Genomic DNA, 328 nt, shown 5'->3' with positions numbered 1-328 from the left:
TGCATCTGATCGGACAGGGCGTCTAAGAGCGGCGCAATACGTCTGATCTCATCGGCCGGCGATACAGGCCTCGCGTCCGGATGGCTGGCGGCCGGTCCGACATCCACGACGTCTGCTCCGACTCGCAGCATTTCGATCGCCGCGGTGACAGCGCCGGCGGGGTCTAGCCGCCGGCTCTCATCGTAGAAGGAGTCCTCGGTGAGATTCAGAATGCCGAACACCGTCACCATGGCGTCGTCCTCCGCAGCGACTTCCACGATGGGGATCGGGCGAGCAAAAAGGCAGCAATTATGAGCCCCATACCTACAAAGCCCCACGCATCAAGCTT

The 328-nt window shown here is 61.9% G+C and carries 1 protein-coding gene; it reads right to left on the bottom strand.

Features of this window, described 5'->3' with window-relative positions; all coding sequences use genetic code 11:
• On the bottom strand, positions 1 to 230 hold a 230-nt coding region (locus NBG71_RS18725; RefSeq protein WP_250917082.1), incomplete at its 3' end, for a dihydropteroate synthase.
• Positions 231 to 328: the final 98 nt, after the last annotated feature.

Origin of the sequence: Proteus sp. FZP2095, from assembly GCF_023701425.1 — a bacterium.
Taxonomy (GTDB): Bacteria; Pseudomonadota; Gammaproteobacteria; order Enterobacterales; family Enterobacteriaceae; genus Proteus; species Proteus cibarius.
Note: the sequence above shows the minus strand (reverse complement) of the source record. Positions and strands in the feature narration are given on the sequence as shown.